This window comes from Streptomyces rishiriensis, from assembly GCF_003112535.1.
Classification (GTDB): Bacteria; Actinomycetota; Actinomycetes; order Streptomycetales; family Streptomycetaceae; genus Streptomyces; species Streptomyces rishiriensis.
Window position 1 is genome coordinate 629,803 of the sequence record NZ_BEWA01000002.1, and the last position, 20,328, is coordinate 650,130.

Consider the following 20,328-nt stretch of genomic DNA (forward strand, 5'->3'; position numbering starts at 1 on the left):
ACCACCTGCTCCGAATCCCCCGTAACTGCTCATCACGCCGTCACCCCCCGCTCTTCCAGAGCCAGCTTCATCGACCGCAGGGCGTAGAACACCCGTGAGCGCACGGTGCCACTCGGTATACCCAGCGTCTCGGCCGCCTCGTTGACGGTACGCCCCTTGAAGTACGTCTCGACGAGCACCTCCCGGTGGGCCGGGGTCAGGTCGTCGAGCGCGTCGGACAGCGTCATCAGCCACAGCGCCTTGTCGATCTCGTCCTCCGCAGGAATGACCTCCAGCGGCGACGGGTCGACCTCCTGCGGCCGGGCCTGCCGGCTGCGGTGGCCGTCGATGACGATGCGGCGTGCGACCGTCACCAGCCAGGGGCGTACAGATCCGGTCGCTCGATTGAGCTGGCCGGCGTTCTTCCAGGCACGGATGAGCGTCTCCTGCACGACGTCCTCGGCACGCTGCCGATCTCCGGCAACCAGGCGCAGGACATACGCAAGCAGGGGTCCGGCATGCTCCCGATACAGAGCACGCATCAGCTCCTCGTCAGGTTCCGAGGGCTGGGACATGCGATGTCGGGCCCTCGATCCACGTTCATTGGCCACGGCCGCATCCTTGCGCACGCCCACCTCCGGTGTCCGGGGGATCCCCCAGTCGGTCGCTCGACGACGGGTACGCAAGCGGAGTGTGGAGTGTTCAAAACAAGGGGACACTTTTCTTCCGGGTGTCATGACGAGGGGGACATGGGGGCACATTCCCCCCTCGTTTTCTTTGCATTTCCGCCACAGCGACAAGATCGCGGCGACTGCCCGTCGACCGACGCGGGTAAACGGCATGTAATCGAAATCACTTCGACAGTTACGCCCTCGCGCCGCACGAAAGCCGCATACCCGGCAGGGGGTTGTGCGCCCGGCGCACCGTCAACTGCGCGCGAGCGCCGCCCGCCTGCGGTGCCTCGCGACCCGCTCGCGGTTCCCGCAGACCTCGCTGGAACACCAGCGCCGGCGCCGCCCCCGGGACATGTCGACGTAGACGAGGGGGCAGTTGTCCCCCGCGCACTGCCGGAGCCCCGCCCGGGCCACCGGATCGGTGAGCAGCTCCACCGTGTCCCGGGCCACCGCGGCCAGCAGCGCGGCGCATCCCGGCGGCCCGTCCAACGCCCGCACGAGCGAACCGTCTTCGCCGCGCACGGCACGCGGGGTGGGGGGCGCGGACCGGGCCGTCTCGTTCACCCGGGCCAGCGCGCCGTCGTGGGCCGCGCCGCCGTCGTACGGCACGGAGCCGCCCTGGGCGAGCCGGCCGTGGACCAACTGCGCGACGTCGCGGCGCAGTTCCCGGAAGGCCACCGGCCAGGCGGCGTCCGCCCGGGTGAGCGGGGTGTCCGGCGGGACGAGCCCGCAGCCGTGGATCCACGCGCACAACGACCCGACCGAGTCGAGCCGTTCGAAGGGGTGCGCGGTCGCGAGCAGGTCGAGACAGATCCGTCCGGCATCGAACCGCAGCTCGTCCATGCGCGCGTCACCGCCAGCCGAGAAGCACTCCTGAGGAAACCGTTCCTCCCACAGTGCCCGGCCGCGGGCGCGACCGGAACCCCCCGGACTTCCCCGCACGGGCCCATACGGCACGGCCCGCCCCGGCCACCCGCCCCGGGCACCGGGCGTCGGGCGTCGGGCACTGGGCGTCGGGCGCGGGCGTCGGGCACCGGGCGTCGGGCGCGGGCACCGGGCGTCGGGCGCGGGCACCGGGCGTCGGGCACCGGGCGTCGGGCACCGGGCGTCGGGCACCGGGCACCGGGCACCGGGCACCGGGCACCGGGCATCGGGCATCGGGCACCGGGCATCGGGCACCGGGCACCGGGCATCGGGCACCGGGCGTCGGGCACCGGGCGTCGGGCACCGGGCGCGGGCACCGGGCATCGGGCACCGGGCGTCGGGCGTCGGGCGCGGGCATCGGGCGTCGGGCGCGGGCGTCGGGCGCGGGCGTCGGGCGTTGGGCGCGGGCACCGGGCATCGGGCACCGGGCGTCGGGCGTCGGGCGTCGGGCGCGGGCATCGGGCGTCGGGCGCGGGCGTCGGGCGCGGGCGTCGGGCGTTGGGCGTCGGGCGCGGGCGTCGGGCGCGGGCGTCGGGCGTTGGGCGCGGGCGTCGGGCGTTGGGCGCGGGCGTCGGGCGCGGGCGTCGGGCGTTGGGCCTACGCGCCTACGCGCCTACGCGCCTACGCGCCTACGCGTCGGCGTACTTCGCGTCCGAGGCCGGGTCCAGCGCCAGCCGGTAGCCCCGCTTGACCACCGTCTGGATCAGCTTCGGCGCGCCGAGGGCCGTCCGCAGCCGGGCCATCGCCGTCTCCACCGCGTGCTCGTCGCGGCCCGAACCCGGCAGCGCCCGCAGCAGATCCGACCGCGGCACCACCCAGCCCGGCCGCCGGGACAACGCCCGCAGCAACGACATCCCGGCCGGCGGCACCGGCCTCAGACACCCGTCCACCAGCACCGCGTGTCCCCGGATCTCCACCCGGTGCCCGGCCACCGGCAGCGTCCGGGCCCGCCCCGGCAGCTCCTGGCACAGCAGTTGCACGAGCGGTCCGAGCCGGAACCGCTCCGGCTGGACGGTTTCCACGCCCCGCGCCTGCAGCGGCAGCGCGGTGACCGGGCCGACGCAGGCCGGCAGCACGTCATGGTGCAGGGCGCGGACCAGCTCGGACAGCAGCCCGCGTTCCTCCGCCCGCGAGAGCAGGGAGACCGCGGCGGGCGCGCTGGTGAAGGTGATCGCGTCCAGTACGCGCGAGACCGCGGCGTCCAGGAGCCGGTCGAGCGGCGCGATGTCCTCCGGCGGCATCCACCGGTAGACGGGCACCCCCACGACCTCCGCGCCCGCGACCCGCAGCGACTCCACGAACCCGGGCAGCGGCTCGCCGTGCAGCTGGACGGCGACCCGGCGGCCCTCGACGCCCTCCTCCAGGAGCCGGTCGAGGACCTCGGCCATGGACTCGCTGGACGGCGACCACTCCTCCGTCAGCCCCGCGGCCCGCACCGCGCCCTTGACCTTGGGCCCGCGGGCCAGCAGCTCGACGCCGCCGAGCCGGGCGAGCAGCTGTTCGCCGAGCCCCCAGCCGTCGGCGGCCTCGATCCAGCCACGGAACCCGATGGCCGTGGTGGCGACCACGACGTCCGGCGGCTGGTCGATGAGGTCCTTGGTGGCGGCGAGGAGTTCGCCGTCGTCGGCGAGCGGCACGATCCGCAGGGCGGGCGCGTGCAGCACCGCCGCACCGCGCCGCTGGAGCAGCGCCCCGAGCTCCTCGGCCCGGCGTGCGGCCGTCACGCCCACGGTGAAGCCCGCGAGGGGTCCGTGTTCTACGGCGCTCCGGGGGCCGGTGGCCGGTTGCTGCTGTTCCTCGTACATGGCTCTCGTCCCGCTAGATTCGCGTTCCCACCTACATGCCGACGAGCCTGTCAACGGCGCGTGACAGGCTCGGTTCGGCTTCATGTCGCCAGTGTTACGTCACACCTCGGCGTAGCTGAGCTGCGGCTTCGCCTCGGACGCCGTGCTGGACGCGGTAACCCTGCCCGCCGGGCGGCGAAGGTATACGGCCCAGGTGACGACGAAGCAGGCCGCGTAGAAGGCGAGGAAGGCGACGAACGCGCCGGTGCCGGAGCCGTAGGAGAGGAACGACTGACGGAACGCCAGGTTGATGCCGACTCCGCCGAGCGCGCCGACCGCGCCGATCAGTCCCATGGAGGCGCCGGACAGCCGGCGTCCGTAGGCGGCGGCCTCGTCGCCCTCCAGGCCCCTGGCGACGGCCTTCGCCTGGAAGATGCCCGGGATCATCTTGTACGTCGACCCGTTGCCGAGTCCGCTGAGCACGAACAGCACCACGAAGGCGGCCACGAAGAGGGGCAGCGACTTCTGCATGCTGGCGAAGACCAGGACGGCGGTGGCCGCGGCCATGCCGACGTAGTTGTACAGGGTGATCTTCGCGCCGCCGTACCTGTCGGCCAGCCAGCCGCCCACCGGACGGATCAGCGAGCCGAGCAGCGGGCCGATGAAGGTGAGGTAGGCCGCCTGGAGGGGCGTCCGGCCGAACTGGTTGGTCAGGACCTGCCCGAAGGCGAAGCTGTAGCCGATGAACGAACCGAAGGTGCCGACGTAGAGGAAGGACATGATCCAGGTGTGCGCGTCCTTCGCAGAGTCGATCGCGGCGCCGGTGTCGTTCTTCAGGGTCGCCAGGTTGTCCATGTACAGCGCGGCGAGCGTCGCGGCGATGACGATCAGCGGGATGTAGATGCCGAGCAGCACCCGCGGTCCGCCGCTCGCGCCGATGACGGCGAGGGCGATCAGCTGGATGACCGGCACGCCGATGTTGCCGCCGCCCGCGTTGAGCCCCAGGGCCCACCCCTTCTTACGGAGGGGGAAGAAGGCGTTGATGTTGGTCATGGAGGAGGCGAAGTTGCCGCCGCCGATGCCCGCGACCAGGCCGACCAGCAGGAACGTGGTGAAGGAGGTTCCCGGCTTCATCACCGCGAACGCGGCGACGCTGGGGATCAGCAGCAGCCCGGCGGAGATGATCGTCCAGTTCCGCCCGCCGAAGAGCGCGACGGCGAAGGTGTACGGCACCCGCACGACCGCCCCGACCAGCGTCACCATGGACGTCAGCAGGAACTTGTCGGCGGGGGTGAGGCCGTACTCCGGGCCCATGAAGAGCACCAGCACCGACCACATGGTCCAGATCGAGAACCCGATGTGCTCGGAGAGGACCGAGAAGAGGAGGTTGCGGCGGGCGACCTTCTCGCCCTTCTCGTTCCAGAACGTCTCGTTCTCCGGGTCCCACTCCTCGATCCAGCGGCTCCCCTTCCTCGCGGGGGACGGGGGTGCGGGGGCTGTACTCGGGGCTGTCATGACGCCTCCACGTGCTCCGGGCTCGGGTGGTTCGGGGGGATGAGCGGTGATGAGTCCCGAAGGTAGGGAGGGCGCGTTTCCGTGCTGTGGCTGTGGGTGACCGGAAAGGAACGTTGCTCTCACCTTGCGCGTGGGCCCGGTGAGAGGTCACGGCGAGCACTCAGCCGCGGGGCGGCTGCCCGTAGGGGTGGGGAGGCTGCGGCGGGTACGGGGCCGGGGGCTGCTGGGGGTGGGCCTGGGGGTACGGCTGAGGCTGGGGCTGCGCGTGCTGCTGGGGATACGGCTGCTGCCCGTAGGGCGCGGGCTGTGCGTACGGCGCGGGCTGCTGCTGGGGGTACGGCTGAGGCTGCCCGTACGGCGCGGGCTGCGGCTGGGCGTACGGCGCGGGCTGCTGCTGGGGGTACGGCTGGGGCTGCCCGTAGCCGTCCGGGCCGGTGGGTGCGCCGCCGTACGGGCCGTGGGGGCCGTAGGGGCCGGGGGCCCGGGGCGGGAGACCGGCGCCGTACGGGTTCTGGCCCTGTCCGGCCGCCATGGCCGGCGTCAGATACCGCACCTGCCGGTTCGCGTCGGTCACCGGGACGAACCCGGCGGCCCGCAGCCGGGCGGCGGCCCTGGCGTTGCGGCGGCGGTTCACGGCGAAGCCGATGCCGCAGACGAGCATCAGGACGGCCCAGATGACGCCGGCGACGACGAAGTCGGTGTCCGCGGCGCCGAGCCGCACCCCGAGGATCGCGCAGCCCGCGGTGGCGCCCAGCGCGCCGTACCCCATGCGCCTCTCCGCGTTCTTGCCGGTGAGGTCGAAGGTGATGCGGGTCTTGAGGAGCTCGAAGGCGTCCGGGGCCGCCGGCGGCAGGGAGACGCCGTCATGGGCGTTCGGGTACCGCGCCCAGTTCTGGGCGGCCCGCGCCCGTGCCTGCGGGCCGGGATCGGGGACGATCAGCATCTTCAGCGTGCTGTTGCGCGACCCGCCGTGCCGGACGTCCACGTACTCGTAGCCGAACTCCTGGGCCACGCACGCGAGTCGGGCCAGCTTCCTCACCGAGGCCATCGGGCTGGTGAGCTCGACGGGCTGACCTCCCGCCATCGACCGCAGCATGTTCCGCACCTGCCGCTTGCTCACCGGCACTCATCTCCCCCACCGGGCGGACCCTCGGACCGCCGGACCGCTGTTCACTTGCGCAACGCCGGGCAGTCTTCCATACGCCCGCGGCCCGCACCGGAGGCGGCCGACCCCGTTCGACCTGGCCTGACGCCCGGAGAGCCCACGGGGGCGCGGCCGTTCGGCCGCGCCCCCGTGGGGCAGCCCGTCTCAGGCGCGGTGCGTGCCCGTCCGGCCGTCCGGCCACAGGCGGGGCCTGCGGCGGGCCGCAAGGTCCTCGACCCAGCCGAAGCAGACGACGCAGACCGCGGTCAGCAGCCAGACGGCCGGCAGTTGCGGCCACGGACTCTGCAGGATCCAGGGAGCGTCCGCTTCCAGCCACGGCACGTCCCACAGGCGGTCCCACAGCCCCTCCACGACCGTGATGCACACGTTGTGCCACAGATAGATCGTGACGGCACGGGAGTTGAGCAGCGTGATCAGCCGGTCCCATCGGCGCAGCCGGGCCGGCCACTCGCTCCAGGAGGGGCTGATGTGCAGAAGCAGCAGCACGGCCGCGAAGGACCACAGGGACTGGCCGAACGGCATGTCGTCGAGGTCGTGGCCCTCGTGCAGGTCGTGGCTCAGCGCGTACCAGAGGCCGAGGGCGGCCACCGCCGGGGCCAGCGAGGGAACGACGTAGCGGGGCAGTCTGCGCAGGACGCCTTCCTGACGCGCCATGCCCAGCAGCCAGCACGCGCCGAACGTCCCGAAGTCGCTGAGATTCGACTCCAGTCGCCAGCTGGGCACCGTCAGCGCGCCGAACTCCAGGGCCGCGCACAGCGCGATCGGCGCGAGGATCGTCGGCCAGGGCACCCGGCGCAGGGCGCGCAGGAGCAGCGGGGAGAGCAGGACGAACCAGAGGTAGGCACGGATGTACCAGAGGGGAACGCCCAGGTCGGAGGACCAGCCGTCGCCGATCAGCCCCTGGATCCCGGTCAGGCCGTCGGCGTACGGCGGGTCGCTCACCGGCAGGATCCAGAAGGTGAGGTGGAGCCACCACCAGCCGGGGTGCCCCTCGGCGTCCGGGCCCCAGCCTCCCGCCAGCATCCCCGTCACCCCGACCGCGCCCAGCAGCCACAGCGGAGGCAGCAGCCGGCGCAGCCGTCCCCGCGCGACCTCCAGCGCGGGCCGTCTGCCCAGCGAGCGGGCCATGAGGTCGCCGGCGAGCGCGAACATCACGCCCATGGACGGGAAGACGATGGGCAGCCAGGCCCAGCCCATCAGGTGGTAGAGGACGACGCGGAAGAGGGCGACGGCACGCAGGAGGTCGAAGTAGCGGTCGCGTCCGCCGCCCTTCTTCTTCCCGCCCGCCTCCCCCGCCGCGTCCTCGCGCGGAGCCGCGACGGTGTTCGGCGTCGGAGTCGGCGGTCCGGGCAGCTCGGGCAGTTCGGGCAGTTCGGCCGTGGTCTCGGTCGGGTGGGTCGGGTGGGTCGGGCGGGTGCTCACAGGGCCGTTCCTCCGTCCGGGCTCGCGGCCGGCGCGCCGGGCGGCGCGGCCACCTGTCCCTTGCGGCGCAGCTTCTGCCAGCGCAGCCGGCCGCCGGTGAGGGCGGTGATCCAGGACTGGAGCAGGACGATGTACATCAGCTGGCGGTACAGCATCTGCTGGAGCGGCAGGGAGATCAGCGGGGTGAGCCGCTCCTTGTCGAGCACGAAGGCGTAGGCGGCGCAGCCGGCCTGGACGGCGAGGACGCCGAACCAGGCGACGACGGTCCTGCCGGTCGGGCCGAAGAGCAGGCCGTAGACGAGGAACAGGTCGATGAGCGGGGCGAGCAGCGGGGCGACGACCATGAAGAGGGAGACGAGGGGCAGGCCGACCCGGCCGAAGCGGCCCGACGCGCCCCCTTCCACGAGGGCCCGGCGGTGCTTCCAGATGGCCTGCATGGTGCCGTAGCACCACCGGTAGCGCTGCGACCACAACTGCTGCACGGACTCGGGAGCTTCGGTCCAGGCGCGCGCCTTCTCCGCGTACACGACGTGCCAGCCGTCCCGGTGGACGGCCATGGTGATGTCGGTGTCCTCGGCGAGGGTGTCGTCGCTCATCCCGCCGACGCGGTCCAGCGCGCTGCGGCGGAACGCCCCGACGGCGCCCGGGATGGTGGGCATGCAGCGCAGGACGTCGTACATGCGGCGGTCGAGGTTGAAGCCCATCACGTACTCGATGTGCTGCCAGGCGCCGATGAGGGTGTCTTTGTTCCCGACCTTGGCGTTGCCGGCGACCGCGCCGACCTTGGGGTCGGCGAAGGGCTGCACGAGCTCGCGGACCGTGGCGGGCTCGAAGACGGTGTCGCCGTCCATCATGACGATGAGGTCGTGCCGGGCGTTGGCGATGCCCCGGTTGAGGGCGGCGGGCTTGCCCGCGTTGAGCTGGCGGACGACGCGGACGCCGGGGAGCTGCAGGTCCTCGACGATGCGGGCCGTGCCGTCGCTGGAGCCGTCGTCGATGACGAGGATCTCGATCGGGTGCTCGCTCCTCATCAGCGAACGCACCGTGTTCTCGATGCACTTGGCCTCGTTGTAGGCCGGGACGAGCACGGACGCCGGTTCGGTGACGGGCGCGTCGGGCCCCCAGACGAACCCCTTGCGCCGGGTCCGGCGGGTGTGGATCGCGGACAGCAGCAGCATCAGGCCGAAGCGGGCGAAGACGAGGACGCCGATGACGGCGAGGCCGACGACCAGGACGCCGGTGATGTCGTCGGAGGCCGCGACCAGGAAGACCCAGGCCTTGCCCTTCCACAGGTCGAGCCCGGTCACCGGGGTGTGCGCGCTGGGGGCGTGCAGGGCCTCGGTGAGGTTCTCGAACCGGTATCCCTTGCCCTGGAGTTCGGGCAGGTAGGTGTCGAGGGCCTGCACGGTCTGGTGGCGGTCGCCGCCGGAGTCGTGCATGAGGACGATGGCGCCCTTGCCGCCCCGCGGGGTGGCGTTGCGGATGATCTGGCGCACGCCGGGCCGCTGCCAGTCCTCGCTGTCGGCGGTGGTGAAGACGGTGAGGTAGCCGCGGGTGCCGACGTACTCGGTGACCGGCCAGGACGCGTTGTCGAGGGCGTCCGCGGTGGAGGAGTAGGGCGGCCGGAAGAGGGAGGACCGGATGCCCGCCGCGCCCGCCAGGGCCAGCTGGTTCTGGGTGAGCTCCCAGTCGATGCGCTGCTTCGACTGGTAGGAGAGGTCGGGGTGGTTGAAGGTGTGCAGGCCGATCTCGTGGCCCTCGTCGACCATCCGCCGGACCAGGTCGGGGTAGCGGGAGGCCATGGTGCCGGTGATGAAGAAGACGGCGTGGACGTGGTGCTTCTTCAGGACGTCGAGAACCTGGGGGGTCCACTTCGGGTCGGGGCCGTCGTCGAAGGTGAGCACGATCCGGTGGGCCGGGACGTCCAGGCCGGTCTGCCGTCCGCCGCGGGTGTCGACGACCGGGCCGCCGTCGAGGATCTTCTGCGGCACCTTGTCGGAGGCGGCCTCGGGGTGGATGCGGTAGTCGGCGAGGATCTCGCTGTGCACATAGCCGCGCAGCATCAGCATCGCCATCATCGCGAAGAGCACGAGCAGCGGCAGCAGATGGCGCAGCCGCAGGGGCACCAGCCGCCTGCGCGCGGCAGCCGGCTCGGAACCCTGGGGGACGCCGCCGGCTGCGTGTCCCGCGGCCCGTCCGCGCGTCTGTCGCGAGCCGGACCGCCGGCCGGCCCGCCGCCCGCCGGGCGGCTCACCCCCGGAGGGTCCCCCCGGCGGCGAGGAGGTGGGCGCGGCCTGGCCGCCGGTCGCGTGCGCGGGCTGCCCGACGGGGGATCGTCGGGCCGAACGCCGGCTGGTACGTGGTGCCATGAGAGGTGGTTCTCCGGGGACGAGAGGACGGACGGACGGACCGCACCGGGACTGTGCGGCGGGGTCGGGTGGTGAGGTCGGGTGGTGAGGTGCGGAAAGTGAGGGCCGGGGCCCGGGGGCCGGGCTCTGGGGCGGGCGCGCGGGCGCGGTCCGGGGGCGGCGCCCCGGCGGCCGCGCCGGCCCGGCGGAGCCCGGTGCCTGGACGGGGTGATGGAAGCCCGACGCGGGAGTCGGACACGGGGGTCGGACACGGGAGTCGGCCGACGCGGACCGGGTCACGGTCGGACGGCTGGGTTCCGGTCACCGGGGGCGAGCGGGGAGGCGGGCCGCGGGGTTCGGGCGGCCCGGCCGGCATCGAACCGCCGGTCGCGGCGGCGCTACCGGCTGGGCGCCGGGACTCGGGACCGTCGGCTCGCGCTCGTGCGCGCCGGACGGCCGCGTGCCCGGGACGCCGGTGCCTTGTCCCGGACGCCGGTGCGTTGTCCCGGACGCCGGTGCCGTGTCCCGGAGCGGCGCGCTGTTCGGCGGCCGTCAGACCGCCGGACGGACTCCGGGAGCGGCCGTGCCCCGGGCCTTGCGTCGGCTCGGGCACGCCCCCCTCGGTCCGCCGGCGGCCCGGCGGAGTGGACTCAGGCTGCCGGGCTGGAGGCCGCCGGGGCCGGTTCCGGCGGGCCGCCGGCGACGGTGGTGGAGGCCCCTCCGGCCGGGGACGGCGAGGAGCTCGCCGACGGCGACGCGGCCGGTGAGGACGCGGGCGGCGGCGTGGACGGCGTCGGCGCGAGCACCGGGCTGCTGGGCTTGGGGGCCGCGGAGGCCGAGGCCGTCGGGCCGGCGCTCGGGCGGGCGGACCCGCTCGCGGCCGGCCGCGTCGCGGCGGACGCACCGGACGACGGAACCGCGCTGCCCGAGACCGCCGGCGCCGCACTCGCCCCCGGCTTGCCGGAGGCCGCTCCCGGTGCGGAGGCGGTGGCCCCCGCGCCGTCCGGCAGGCCGGACCCGGGCCGTCCGGGTCGCGGAGTTCCGGAGCCGTCGGGCGCCGGCGTGCTGTCGACCTTGCCGGCCGCCGGCTTGTCGTCGCCCTGGCCCGGCACGGGGAGCGGCAGCCAGGGTGCGCCGGCGTTGCCCGACAGCAGGGCGGCCACGATGACCACGGCGTAGGCCCCGCACGCGGTGCCCACGAGGATGCCGATGCGGCGGAACGTGCGGCTGCGCCGTCCCGATTCGTCGACGAACACCGGGACGTCGGACGCGGCGTCCGCGCCGCCGGCCCGCCCCTGCAGAGGGTCGAGCTGGACCGTCACCTCGCCCGCGTCGCGGTCCTCGCCGTCCGTGCCGCCGGGAAGCTCTCCCCAGGGATCCCGGAGATCGCTCGACCGTTCGTTTTCGGAAAGGCTGTTCGAGGTTTCCGCGGTCGCCCGCGGGCCGCTTCCACGCGGTAAGTCCATCAAAGACCGGTATCTTCCACCCTCCCCGGGCGCGGACATCAGAGGTTGCCCTCCCACCCCGGAAAAGCTCTGGGATGCTGCCCCCACGACCGGCACGTCCCGGGTCGGCGGGGCCGCTTCGGGCCACTTCGGTTGGGCGTCTTCTCGCCAGTTCTTCACTTGCGCACTTCCCCCCACGGAACAGTTCCGGGTGCGCCACGACCCTGAGCAAAGCCGACGAAACCAGGCCCCCACCCGGCTCTCGCGCCCCATTTACCCCATTGCGCTCAGGTCGACGAATCTAGCGCAGGCATGGGCCCCGTGTGCGCGATGTGTCATTTATGGTCAGAAGTCATGTTCATGCTTATGTCTGAAAATCACTCCTTCCAGGGCCGCCGAACCCGGGCTTCAGAGCCCTCGGCCCGGCAGGCGAGCCCCCGCGGCACACGGCGAGCCGAGGGACCAGCCTCTTTCGGCGCGCGGGTGACACAGGGGACAAAGGGGCCGGATCGCCGGGACCGGAGGCCGTCGATCCAGGCTGGCCGGAAAGCTCCCTACCGCGAGAAGCAGAATGCCCGTTTCCTCCGGAATCAGAAGAACAGTTGCGCACGGGCGCCCTCCCCCGCCGGCCGGCGTCCGCGCCTCGGGAGACCGGCAACCCCTCAGGAGCCCAGGGCCGTGGGCTCAGGGCCGGGGGCTGGGCTCAGGGCCGGGGGCCACACAACACAGAAGACCCCGCCCCCTGAGGGGGCGAGGTCTTCATGTCACATGGGATGAGTGGAGATGGCGGGAATCGAACCCGCGTCCAACGGTGCAGAATCAGGGCTTCTCCGTGTGCAGTTCGCTGTGATTTTCTCGGCCCCGGCGATCACGCGAACAAGTCGCCGACGGGCCCAGCCACTGTTTGATTTCCCATCGAGCCCCGTGACCGGGCCCGATGGTTTAGTTCCCTAGATTATGCCAGGATCCGGGTCGGGAACACTCCCGGGCTGACACCCTTTTAGGGTCCTACATCACTGCTTATTAGGCAGCGAGGGCGTAGGACTGGGAATCGCTCTTGGTATTGGCGATTATTTTTTGCGACATATGGTTTACGAGATCATTGCCGCTTCCTCGACACGCTTCCCCTGCTTCGACAGCCGCTGTCGAAACCGATCATCCCCATGTTGTTTTTTCAATCCCTCCGAGGAGGGCCCGTGCCCACTGCGGGGCACACAGGCCATCGTACGTGACCGACGCCCGTCGATGCCACTGCATTCACGGCGGCCGCGTTCCCCGCGGCCGTGCCCGCCCGGCTACGCGTGCCGCTGCTTGCGCTTGGCCGCCGCGATCACCCGGTCCGTCTCCCGGCGGTCCTGCTTCTCGCGCAGGGTCTGCCGCTTGTCGTACTCCTTCTTGCCCCGGGCCAGCGCGATCTCGGCCTTGGCCCGGCCGTCCTTGAAGTAGAGGGCGAGCGGCACGATCGTGTGGCCCGTCTCCTCGGACTTCACCGCGAGCTTGTCGATCTCCTCGCGGTGCAGCAGCAGCTTGCGCTTGCGGCGCGCCGAATGGTTCGTCCAACTGCCCTGGCTGTACTCGGGGATGTGGGCGGCGTGCAGCCACGCCTCGTTCCCCTCGATCTGGACGAAGCCGTCGGTCAGCGAGGCGCGGCCCTGGCGCAGCGACTTCACCTCGGTGCCGGTGAGGACGAGGCCCGCCTCGTAGACGTCGATGATCGCGTAGTCGTGGCGGGCCTTCTTGTTCTGCGCGACGATCTTGCGCTTGCCGTCCTTGACCTTGCCGGTCGGGGCCGCCGCGCCCTGCTTCGGCTGGGATTCCTTCGGTACGTACATTCCCTTGCTCATAGTCCCGCCATTTTCGCATCCGGAGGCGGTCCGAGGGAAAGCCGATTACGCAGCCGTCCACGGGAACGCTCAGGACGCGCCGCCCAGTCCGCTCAGCACGGTCTCCGCCCGCTTCAGCGCACCGTCGTCCGCCTCCAGATCGGGCGTGATGCCCCGGCCGTCGACGGCGTGGCCGGAAGGGGTGCGGTAGTGCCCCACGGTCAGCTCGGCGACCGAGCCGTCGGGCAGCCGGCGCGGCATCTGCACCGAGCCCTTGCCGAGGGTGCGCGAGCCCACCACGACGGCGCGGCCCCGGTCCTGCAGCGCCCCGGTCAGCAGCTCGGCCGCGCTCATCGTGCCGCCGTCGACGAGCGCGACCAGCGGGCGGCCGGTGTCGCCGCCGGCCTCGGCGTGCAGGGCGCGCTGGTCGCCGTCGACGTCATAGGTGGCGACGAGGCCGCCGTCGAGGAAGGCGGACGCGGCCGCGACGGCCTCGGTGACCAGTCCGCCGGAGTTGCCGCGCAGGTCCAGCACGATCCCGGCGCCGGGCGGGGCGTGCTCGACGGCGCTGCGGACGCTGTCGCCGACGCCCCTGGTGAACGCGGCGACGGTGATGACGGTGATGCCGCCGGAGAGCTCGTGGACGGTGACGGAGTCCGTGGACAGCAGCGCCCGGCGCAGGGTCTCGGTCCACGCGCGCGTGCCGCGCTCCAGGCCGAGACGGACGGCGGTGCCGGCGGGCGCGTCCTTCATGTCACCGCGCAGTAAGGAGACGACGTCGGTGACCGGGAGGCCGTCCACGGGCCGTCCGTCGACGCTGCGCAGCCGGTCGCCCGCGTGGACCCCCGCGTCGGCCGCGGGCGACCCGGACTGCACCTTGGTCACCTCGATCCGGCCGTCCCGCTCGCGCCGCGCCTCCAGGCCGACGCCGGTGTACCGGCCGTCGAGGGAGTCCTGGAACTCCTGGTACTCGCCCTCGGAGTAGACCGCCGCCCAGCGGTCGCCGCTGCGGCTGACGGCGCGCTCGGCGGCCTCCATCGGGGACTTGCCGTCCGCTGCGGCCTCCTCGGCCGCCCGCGTCACGTCCTCGGCGTGTCCGGCGGAGGCGGTGGAGCGCGCCGGGCCCGGGGAGCCCGCGTGTCCCTCGCCCCACTGCTGCGGCAGCGACCCCGTCGCCGCCCCGGCGACCAGGACGCTCGCGAACACCAAGGTCAGGGCGGCCCCGCGGCCGAAACGGCGGGGCTGACAGAACAGGTCACGGCCTGACATGGCGGTGAGTCTAGGGGAACGCGAAGGGCCGTACGGTCGGTTGACCGTACGGCCCAGCGGGGCGTGCGTCACACTCCGGGGCGCGTGCGTCACACCTTCAGGTACTTGCGCAGCGCGAAGAACGCGGCAAGTGCGGGCATCAGCAGGCTGGTCGCGAGGATGAGCGGGAGCTTCGTCAACACGGCGTCCCAGCCGATGAAGTTGATCAAATTCAGCTTCTCGGACAGGGCCAGACCGTGGTCGATGATGAAGTACCGCGCGATCACCAGGAATCCGCAGGCGACCGTGCCGCCGATGAGCCCGGCCACCGCGGCCTCGGCGATGAACGGCGCCTGGATGTAGAACCCGGAGGCGCCGACGAGCCGCATGATGCCCGTCTCGCGCCGCCGGCTGAACGCCGAGACGCGCACGGTGTTGACGATCAGCATCAGGGCCACCACGAGCATCAGCGCCATGACCGCCCGCGCGGCCCAGTTCATGCCGTTGAGGAGCCCGAAGAGGTTGTCCAGGATGCCCTTCTGGTCCTGCACCGACTGCACGCCGTCGCGCCCGTCGAAGGCGGTCGCGATGACCTGGTACTTCTCCGGGTCCTTCAGCTTGATGCGGTACGACTCCTGCATCTGGTCCGGCGTGAGGGAGCTGGCCAGCGGGGAGTCGCCGAACTGCTCCTTGTAGTGCTTGTACGCGTCGTCCTGCGACTCGTACGTCACCTTCTCGACGACGCCCATCTTGTCGAGGTCGGACTTGATCTGCTTCTTCTGGTCCGCGGTGACCGCGCCCTTGGCGCAGTTGGCGTCCGACTCGGCGTCGCTCTTGTTGCAGAGGAAAATCGAGACGTTGACCTTGTCGTACCAGTAGCCCTTCATCGTGTTGACCTGATCGCTCATCAGGAGCGATCCGCCGAAGAGCGCCAGGGACAGGGCGACGGAGACGATGACGGCGAAGGTCATCGTCAGGTTGCGGCGGAGACCTACGCCGATCTCCGACAGTACGAACTGGGCGCGCATGGCGTGTTGTTCAGGCCTTTCCGGGGACGTCCGCCGGGGCGGGCGCGATGGCGGGAGCGGTCAGTGCTGGTAGCCGTAGACGCCGCGCGCCTGGTCACGGACGAGGCGGCCCTGCTCCAGCTCGATGACGCGCTTGCGCATCTGGTCCACGATGTTCTGGTCGTGCGTGGCCATCAGCACGGTCGTGCCCGTCCGGTTGATCCGGTCGAGCAGCTTCATGATGCCGACGGAGGTCTGCGGGTCGAGGTTGCCGGTGGGCTCGTCCGCGATCAGCAGCTTGGGCCGGTTCACGAAGGCGCGCGCGATGGCCACGCGCTGCTGCTCGCCGCCGGACAGCTCGCCCGGCATCCGGTCCTCCTTGCCGCCGAGTCCGACGAGATCGAGCACCTGCGGCACGGACTTGCGGATCTCGCCCTTGGACTTGCCGATGACCTCCTGCGCGAAGGCGACGTTCTCCGCCACCGTCTTGTTCGGCAGCAGCCGGAAGTCCTGGAAGACCGTTCCCAGCTGGCGGCGCATCTGCGGCACCTTCCAGTTGGAGAGACGGGCGAGGTCCTTGCCCAGGACGTGCACCTGGCCGTGGCTGGTCCGCTCCTCACGGAGGACCAGCCGCAGGAAAGTGGACTTTCCGGAGCCGGAGGACCCGACGAGGAAGACGAACTCGCCCTTCTCCACTTCGAGGGAGACATCCCTGAGTGCGGGGCGGGTCTGCTTGGGGTAGACCTTGGAGACGTTGTCGAATCGGATCACGGATGCACCACGGGTCGCCGGGGGTAGATGAGCGTGACCATACGCGAACCGGGGAGGGCGGCGCAGGCGTCGGGAGGGGTTGGGTGGGGCTTGTGCGTTTTTGTGCGGGACTTTGTACGCCCTCCGCTCTTCGGGTGAGCCGCGCGGCCCCCGGAGGAACCTGGCAGAGTGGAGGGGGAACGTTCCCGTACCCCGAAGCGTTGTCTCCATGGAACCGGTGCAAGGAGGGCGAGGCGCATGACGTACGACCGGCTGGTGTGCGCTAACTGCGCTGCGCCCGTGAGCGAGGGCCGGTGCCCCGTGTGCCGCGCGAACCGCGAGCGGCTGCAGCAACAGGAGAACTTCCTCGCGAATCTGAACCCCATGGCGCTGATCGCCCTGCTGGCGGTGCTGGTCGCGGCGGTGGCGCTGCTCGCCCACCAGACCGCCTAGTCCCGCACTGCATCGCGCGAAGGGCCCGGAGCTGATCGCTCCGGGCCCTTCGCGCGTACGTCACGTACGGGTACCGCTACCCAGCGTCAGGCAGCGGCCCCGCCGCGGCCTGCCGCGAGGCGCGGCAGCACGCGGAAGCCGACGCCGCCGGCGATCATGGTGGCGGCGCCGACGATCAGGAACGTGGTCTGGCCTGCGCCGGTCTCGGCGAGCTCCTTGCCGCCGCCCTGCGCGGTGTTGTCGGCGGCCACGGCCGAGGTGTCGGTCAGCGCGGAGCTGCCGACCTCCTGGGTCGAGGTGCCGTCGGCGCCGGTACCTCCGGTGGTGGAGCCGCCGATACCGCCCGTGGTGGAACCACCGGTGGAGCCCGACCCCGAACCGCCGGTGGAGTCGTCGCCGCCGGTGGAGCCCGAACCGCCGGTGGAGCCCGAACCGCCGGTCGTGGAACCGCCGGTCGTGGAACCGCCGGTGGTGGAGCCGCCCGTGGTGGAGCCGCCGCCCGTCGTGCTGGAACCGCCCGTGGTCGAGCCGCCCGTGGTGGAGCTGCCGCCCGTCGTGGTCGAACCGCCGGTGGTCGTGCTGCCGCCCGTCGTGCTGGAACCGCCCGTGGTCGAGCTGCCGCCGGTCGTGGTGGAGCCGCCCGTGCCGGAGTCGCCGCCGGTGCTGGACGTTCCGCCGATGGAGACCGACCCGCCGACGGATGCCGCGCCACCGGCGGAGGAGTCGCCGCCGGTGGAGGAGTCGCCGCCCGTGGACGAGCTGCCACCGGTCGAGGAGTCGCCGCCGGTGGAGGAGTCGCCGCCGGTCGAGGAGTCACCGCCCGAGGAGTTCGTGCCGCCGACGGTGCAGATCCCGATCGGGCAGGGGTCCTCGCCCGTCTGCGGAGTGACTTCGTCCCCGCCGGACGTCGACACAAGGCCGCTGAGACCGCCCTCGTCACCGGCGGCCGAGGCGACCCCGGCGACCGTCAGCGAGGCGCCCGCGGCGATCACGGCACCGGCGGCTATGCGCGCGACCCGGATCCGTGTCTTCTTCGTCATATGGTTGCTACCCCCAGTAGCTGAATCGTCGATGAGGCCGCGCTCGGGGCTGTGATCGACGGAGGTAGCTGAGATGTAGCTGAAGCCCCCCGGTTCACATGCGCCCCGAAGATACGCATGCCACACTGCACCTTCCCCATTTTTCAAAGCATCGTCAAGGTCGTTGCGCACGCAATGTCCAAGTCGGGGGGCTTTGCGCGATGTCGGTGCTGTGAATGTGACCTAAAAAGGCAACCGCCCCTACCTGAGGGGCGGTTGCCTTGTCGACAAACCTATTTCTCCTGCTGCTTGCGCCAGCGAATTCCCGCTTCCAGGAACCCGTCGATCTCACCGTTGAACACGGCTTCGGGGTTGCCGACCTCGAACTCGGTGCGCAGGTCCTTGACCATCTGGTACGGGTGCAGGACGTACGAACGCATCTGGTTGCCCCAGGAACTGCCGCCGTCCTTCAGGGCGTCCATCCTCGCCCGCTCCTCTTGGCGCTGACGCTCCAGCAGCTTGGCCTGGAGGACGTTCATCGCGGTCGCCTTGTTCTGGATCTGCGACCGCTCGTTCTGGCAGGAGACGACGATGCCGGTGGGGAGGTGGGTCAGACGCACCGCGGAGTCGGTGGTGTTGACGCCCTGGCCGCCGGGACCGGAGGAGCGGTACACGTCCACGCGCAGTTCGGACTCGTCGATCTCGATGTGGTCGGTCTGCTCGACCACCGGGAGGATCTCCACGCCCGCGAAGGAGGTCTGGCGACGGCCCTGGTTGTCGAACGGCGAGATCCGCACGAGACGGTGCGTGCCCTGCTCGACGGAGAGCGTGCCGTAGGCGTACGGGACCTGCACGGCGAAGGTGGTCGACTTGATGCCGGCCTCTTCGGCGTACGACGTCTCGTAGACCTCGGTCTTGTAGCCCTTCTGCTCCGCCCACCGCAGGTACATGCGCTGCAGCTTCTCGGCGAAGTCGGCCGCGTCGACGCCGCCGGCCTCGGCGCGGATGTTGACGAGCGCCTCACGGGCGTCGTACTCCCCGCTGAGCAGCGTGCGCACTTCCATCTCGTCGAGCGCCTTCTTGACGGAAATGAGCTCGGACTCGGCCTCCGCGAGGGTGTCCGGGTCGTCCTCCTCCTGGGCCATCTCGAACAGCACGGCGAGATCGTCGATCCGGCCGCGCAGCGTGTCCGCCTTCCTGACCTCGGCCTGCAGGTGGGACAGCTTGCTGGTGATCTTCTGCGCCTCGTCCGGGTTGTCCCACAGGGACGGCGCGGCCGCCTGCTCCTCGAGCACGGCGATGTCTGCCCTCAGCTTGTCGAGGTCCAGAACGGCCTCGATCGACTCCATGGTCGAGGAGAGGGACTTGAGCTCTTCGGATACATCGACGACTGCCACGCCTCCCAGCGTAACGGCTCCGCCAACCGGGGAGTGCCGGGAGCCTGCCCGCGGACCCGGACGGGCCGGGGCCGCGGGCAGGCGCCGGTCGTGGCCAGGGGGCCGGTCAGGGCGTCGTCGGCGCCGAGTTCTTCGTGTCCTGGGGGGTCGCGCCCGCGTCGTCGCCGGAGGTGGCCGCCCAGGTGCCGACCCCGACCGCCGCCGCCAGCGCCGCCGCCGCCACGCCGAGCGTGATCCGGCGCCGTCGTGTGGCGGAACGGTTCCGTGCCGACCCCGGCCGCGGCGCGCCCGCGGCCCTGGGCACCCGGGCCGTGCCGTGCGCCCCGCCGGCCAGCTCGTCCGGCGCGGGCACCCGCATCGACGTGTGGGTGTCCCGGTTGGAGTCGGGCTTCGCGTTCGGCACCAGCGGGACCGAGCCCCGCCGCGCCCGGCCGGTGGCCGCCTCGGCGGCCGGCACGGAGGGAGCGGCCTCGGCGGGCTCGCCCTCCTCCGGCTCGGTGTCGGGCTCGTCGACGTCCAGCGAGGGCATCCCGGCCAGCGTCGGCAGCTGCTCGCGCAGCCGCGCCGCCAGCTCGGAGGCCCGCAGCCGGGAGGCCGGCGCCTTGGCCAGGCACTGCACGATCAGCTGCCACAGCTCGTCCGGGATGCCGGGCAGGGGGGCGACGGACTCCGTGACGTGGCGGCGCAGCACCGCGCCCGGGTGGCCGCCGCCGAACGGGGTGAAGCCCGCGAGGAGCTCGTACAGGACGGTCGCCAGGGCGTAGATGTCCACCGAGGCGCGCGGCGGCAGGCCCTCGACGATCTCCGGGGCCAGGTAGTCCGGTGTGCCGATGATCTTCGTGGCGCGGGTCCGTTTGGGGGTGTCGATCAGTTTCGCGACGCCGAAGTCGGTCAGCAGCGCGCGGTGCGAGCCGCCCGGGCCGAGCGGTCCCTGCATGTCGAGCAGGATGTTCTCGGGCTTGACGTCGCGGTGCACGATCCCGGCCGCGTGTGCGGCGGCCAGTCCCTCGGCGACGTCCGCGACGATCGCCACGGCGGCCTCGGGCGCGAGGCGCCGGTCCCGTTCGAGGCGGGTGCGCAGGTCCGTGCCCCGGACCAGGTCCATGACCAGCGCCAGGTCGTTGCCGTCGACGACCAGATCCCGCACCGAGACGACGTGCGGGTGATCCAGGCCGAGCAGCGCCGTGCGCTCCTGCACGAAGCGGCCCACGAGCTCCTCGTCGGAGGCGAGGTCCTCGCGCAGCAGCTTGACGGCGACGGGCCCCTCCGGTCCCTCGCCCAGCCACACCGTGCCGGCGCTGCCCCGTCCCAGGATCTGGTGGGCGGTGTACCGGCTGCCGATCTTCCGTGCCAAGGCTGCTCCTACAGACGCGTG

Annotated in this window: 16 protein-coding genes and 1 other RNA gene; 1 reads left to right on the plus strand and 16 read right to left on the minus strand. The window is 72.1% G+C overall.

Going from position 1 to position 20,328, the window contains the following annotated elements; all coding sequences use genetic code 11:
* Nucleotides 1–32: 32 nt before the first annotated feature.
* The 13 genes from Sri02f_RS04525 to ftsE form a co-directional block, all read right to left on the minus strand.
* On the minus strand, nt 33–554 hold the full coding sequence (locus tag Sri02f_RS04525; RefSeq protein ID WP_010039908.1) for a sigma-70 family RNA polymerase sigma factor: 522 nt from the start codon (nt 552–554) through the stop codon (nt 33–35).
* A 351-nt stretch (nt 555–905) separates the two neighbouring features.
* Nucleotides 906–1,496 (minus strand): CGNR zinc finger domain-containing protein, encoded by a 591-nt coding sequence (locus tag Sri02f_RS04530; RefSeq protein WP_108999727.1) that lies wholly within the window; start codon nt 1,494–1,496, stop codon nt 906–908.
* A 710-nt stretch (nt 1,497–2,206) separates the two neighbouring features.
* On the minus strand, nt 2,207–3,382 hold the full coding sequence (locus Sri02f_RS04545) for a uroporphyrinogen-III synthase (RefSeq protein WP_108999728.1): 1,176 nt from the start codon (nt 3,380–3,382) through the stop codon (nt 2,207–2,209).
* 99 nt (nt 3,383–3,481) lie between these two features.
* Complete coding sequence (locus tag Sri02f_RS04550) at nt 3,482–4,876, minus strand: nitrate/nitrite transporter (protein ID WP_108999729.1); 1,395 nt, start codon at nt 4,874–4,876, stop codon at nt 3,482–3,484.
* A gap of 160 nt (nt 4,877–5,036) precedes the next feature.
* Complete coding sequence (locus Sri02f_RS04555) at nt 5,037–5,996, minus strand: hypothetical protein (RefSeq protein ID WP_108999730.1); 960 nt, start codon at nt 5,994–5,996, stop codon at nt 5,037–5,039.
* Between the two features lie 189 nt (nt 5,997–6,185).
* On the minus strand, nt 6,186–7,463 hold the full coding sequence (locus Sri02f_RS04560; RefSeq protein WP_245970399.1) for an acyltransferase family protein: 1,278 nt from the start codon (nt 7,461–7,463) through the stop codon (nt 6,186–6,188).
* Complete coding sequence (locus Sri02f_RS04565; RefSeq protein WP_307721025.1) at nt 7,460–9,541, minus strand: bifunctional polysaccharide deacetylase/glycosyltransferase family 2 protein; 2,082 nt, start codon at nt 9,539–9,541, stop codon at nt 7,460–7,462. The genes Sri02f_RS04560 and Sri02f_RS04565 overlap by 4 nt, the downstream gene beginning before the upstream one ends.
* A gap of 920 nt (nt 9,542–10,461) precedes the next feature.
* Nucleotides 10,462–11,277, minus strand: coding sequence for a hypothetical protein (locus Sri02f_RS04570; protein WP_108999731.1), 816 nt, complete (start codon nt 11,275–11,277; stop codon nt 10,462–10,464).
* 754 nt (nt 11,278–12,031) lie between these two features.
* Nucleotides 12,032–12,419: a transfer-messenger RNA gene (gene ssrA, locus Sri02f_RS04575) on the minus strand.
* Nucleotides 12,420–12,551: 132 nt separating this feature from the next.
* Entirely contained in the window at nt 12,552–13,100 is a 549-nt protein-coding gene (gene smpB / locus Sri02f_RS04580) for an SsrA-binding protein SmpB (RefSeq protein ID WP_108999732.1), read from the minus strand.
* A gap of 69 nt (nt 13,101–13,169) precedes the next feature.
* A complete protein-coding gene (locus Sri02f_RS04585; RefSeq protein WP_174855579.1) occupies nt 13,170–14,348 on the minus strand; it encodes a S41 family peptidase in 1,179 nt (392 codons plus the stop codon).
* 89 nt (nt 14,349–14,437) lie between these two features.
* Nucleotides 14,438–15,355 carry a permease-like cell division protein FtsX gene (gene ftsX / locus Sri02f_RS04590; protein ID WP_069774016.1) on the minus strand — a complete coding sequence of 306 codons (918 nt, stop codon included), beginning with the start codon at nt 15,353–15,355 and terminating at the stop codon, nt 14,438–14,440.
* 60 nt (nt 15,356–15,415) lie between these two features.
* On the minus strand, nt 15,416–16,105 hold the full coding sequence (ftsE, locus tag Sri02f_RS04595) for a cell division ATP-binding protein FtsE (RefSeq protein ID WP_020132390.1): 690 nt from the start codon (nt 16,103–16,105) through the stop codon (nt 15,416–15,418).
* 237 nt (nt 16,106–16,342) lie between these two features.
* On the opposite strand from ftsE, the gene Sri02f_RS04600 reads away from it, so the two are divergent.
* Nucleotides 16,343–16,537, plus strand: coding sequence for a hypothetical protein (locus Sri02f_RS04600; RefSeq protein ID WP_069774014.1), 195 nt, complete (start codon nt 16,343–16,345; stop codon nt 16,535–16,537).
* A gap of 86 nt (nt 16,538–16,623) precedes the next feature.
* On the opposite strand, the gene Sri02f_RS04605 is transcribed toward Sri02f_RS04600, so the two are convergent.
* The 3 genes from Sri02f_RS04605 to Sri02f_RS04615 all read right to left on the minus strand — a co-directional run bounded on the left by Sri02f_RS04605 (nt 16,624) and on the right by Sri02f_RS04615 (nt 20,307).
* Nucleotides 16,624–17,577 carry a hypothetical protein gene (locus Sri02f_RS04605; RefSeq protein WP_108999733.1) on the minus strand — a complete coding sequence of 318 codons (954 nt, stop codon included), beginning with the start codon at nt 17,575–17,577 and terminating at the stop codon, nt 16,624–16,626.
* 272 nt (nt 17,578–17,849) lie between these two features.
* Nucleotides 17,850–18,953 (minus strand): peptide chain release factor 2, encoded by a 1,104-nt coding sequence (gene prfB / locus Sri02f_RS04610; RefSeq protein WP_108999734.1) that lies wholly within the window; start codon nt 18,951–18,953, stop codon nt 17,850–17,852.
* Between the two features lie 106 nt (nt 18,954–19,059).
* Entirely contained in the window at nt 19,060–20,307 is a 1,248-nt protein-coding gene (locus Sri02f_RS04615) for a serine/threonine-protein kinase (protein WP_108999735.1), read from the minus strand.
* Nucleotides 20,308–20,328 lie beyond the last annotated feature (21 nt).